Annotated in this window: 2 protein-coding genes; both read right to left on the bottom strand. The window is 41.9% G+C overall.

Annotated elements, in window-relative coordinates; translation table 11 throughout:
* Window positions 1-75 precede the first annotated feature (75 nt).
* Window positions 76-1749: an IS66 family transposase gene (locus R1Y93_RS03850; protein WP_500821690.1), complete on the bottom strand. Its 1674-nt coding sequence runs from the start codon at window positions 1747-1749 to the stop codon at window positions 76-78.
* A 25-nt stretch (window positions 1750-1774) separates the two neighbouring features.
* On the bottom strand, window positions 1775-1939 hold the full coding sequence (locus R1Y93_RS03845; RefSeq protein ID WP_186900840.1) for a hypothetical protein: 165 nt from the start codon (window positions 1937-1939) through the stop codon (window positions 1775-1777).
* Between the last annotated feature and the right edge of the window lie 309 nt (window positions 1940-2248).

Raw genomic sequence — 2248 nt, 5'->3', positions numbered from 1 at the left:
GTTACTGTTCAGAGGTTATCTGGACATGAGAAAACCGATGGTGTAGACTAATAACAGTCAAAGCCATCGGTTTTCTTATCCAAATATCCTGGACACTCTGTCAAACATATTCGCTGGTTCTTCCAGTCGCATCAAAACAAGCATGCTCATGCATTGGCAGAGATAATCGATACTTTCGAAACTCCTGAATGTCACAGCCTGCGCCTGTTTCCGCTTATAGTTTCTTAGAAGCCTTTCGGCTTCATTATTAGTGGCAGGTATCCGGGGATCATGCAGGAACAGCAGATGGTTCTGCATATATTTTTCCATTCTCAGGAATAAATTATACCCGTCTCTGTAATAATTATTTGCCGGAACATTTCCGTATTCCGCCCTGGCTGTTTCCAGTATTTCACGGTATCTTTTTTCGAATTCAGATACCTTTACCGGATCCGGTTCCTGAAATGTCTGGCATTCGTTTCGGAAATGGATCATCTCCTGTACCAGTGAACGCATCTCTTTGTTCCAGGTGCGGTCTGGTTCATTATCCATGCTGCCTTTCAGGTAACGCAGCACATGGGCAAGGCATTCCTGGTGATCCGCTCCATAATTATAAAAGGTAATATCATGGTCATGGACAAGGATCCCCTGATAATCTTCTATAACAGTCCCTTTTACTCCCTCGTGTCCTTTTTTCTCACGGGCGAAATATAATGCTTTTCCGTCTGGTGTGGCACAGACATAGATCTGACAGCTTTTTCCGTTTTCCCTGCCGTTTGTACAATCTGTATGCATAACAGGGGAAAGCAGCATGTCTGCATAGGCTGCCTTGCGCTCAGGTTCTGTTTTTAAAGCAAACTCCCTGCTGAGTTTACTTATCATGCCTTTAGAAATATTCAGTTTTCCATCCGTCAGATCAGACAGAAACTTCCTGCTCTTATCAATAGAGGTACAGCAGTCATTGTTCAGAAGGAACAAAAATGCCCGGATGCTGCCATCATAATTCACATCATCAATAACACCATCCGGAAATGCAGCGTGTGCACGTTCGCCGGTCTGGCTGTTATAATAAACATCTGCATGGTATTCTGTTACATCCAGGACCATACGGATACTTACCAGTTGTTTTATAATTGTTCTTGCCGTCTTTTTAAAAGCACAGTCTTCAAGCACTTCTTTTGGTGGCGGAAGGAGGATTACCGGCTGTGTAGGCTCCTGCTTTTTTCGGCCATGCCCTTTATGTCCTGGCTGTCCGCCGGGTTTCCGTCCTGTTTTTTCCCTGCTATTTGCAATCTTTTTCCGCCGGATGGCTTTTGAAGAAGGAATAGATGAATTTTCATAATCACGGTTGATCTGTGCATGAAGTTTCAGGTTCTTTCCCTGTTCTTCTTCCAGCTCAGCAGCTGTTTCATAGAACTTAAGGCGGAATTCTTTTGCCTTATCCAATGCATCATCTCTTTGTTTCTCAGCAAGAAGGGCGCGTTTCTCCATCGCCTGGAGTTCCTGGTCCGCTTTTTTCTGTATCGCCTCAAACTCCAGGAGCATATCCTCCAGTACCTGAAACCAGTAGTTGCGGACACGGATCGTTTCTTTATGAGCATCCGCTACCTCCGTCTGCAGTGCCTGGATCTTATGTTCATAGGCTCTGCACTCCTTTTTGTGGAGTTCTTTCAACTTAACATACCGTTCACCGGATTCCAATTCTTTATTTCTTGTCTGTGTGGCTTTCAGCCGACATATAAGTGAGATGTGATCATACGCATCAGGCATATGTTTTCCTCCAGTACAGTTATAATCAAACGCCGCTGATAATGTCTGTGATCTTTGAAATATGGTCTTCCAGATATTCAATCAATTCTTTCTGTTTCTGTATAAATTCCTCCTGGATCTCAATCTGTTTGAGATAACCGGCAAGGAGTTTATCACGTTTTCTGAGTTCTTCTTTTAAATCAATGTCCATAAGGAAACCTCTCTTTCTTGAGAAAAAGTATAACAGAAACACAGGAAAAAAGCGAACGACTGGAAAACGTCCTTTCGTCAATCTGACTGTGGATAAGTAATTACTTTTAAAATAAAAAAGCATTAATGTACGCCCCGAAACTTTAAAAATAAACTGTAAAAACTAAAATCCGGTGCATAACTTTTCTGAAAAAGAACGGCAGAAAAAACTATACACATAGTTTTATCTGCCGAAAATGATTATCCACAAAATAAAAAAATAAATTTCGTCATTTTTTACAATGACTTATGCATGCCTCTGAACAGTAAC

The sequence above is a fragment of the Blautia sp. HA3515 genome, from assembly GCF_059933065.1.
This window is presented reverse-complemented; position numbering and strand designations above follow the sequence as displayed.

Coding starts and splice junctions, on each gene's coding strand:
- R1Y93_RS03850 (WP_500821690.1), bottom strand. CDS start 1,749: ATGCCTGATGCGTATGATCACATCTCACTTATATGTCGGCTGAAAGCC.
- R1Y93_RS03845 (WP_186900840.1), bottom strand. CDS start 1,939: ATGGACATTGATTTAAAAGAAGAACTCAGAAAACGTGATAAACTCCTT.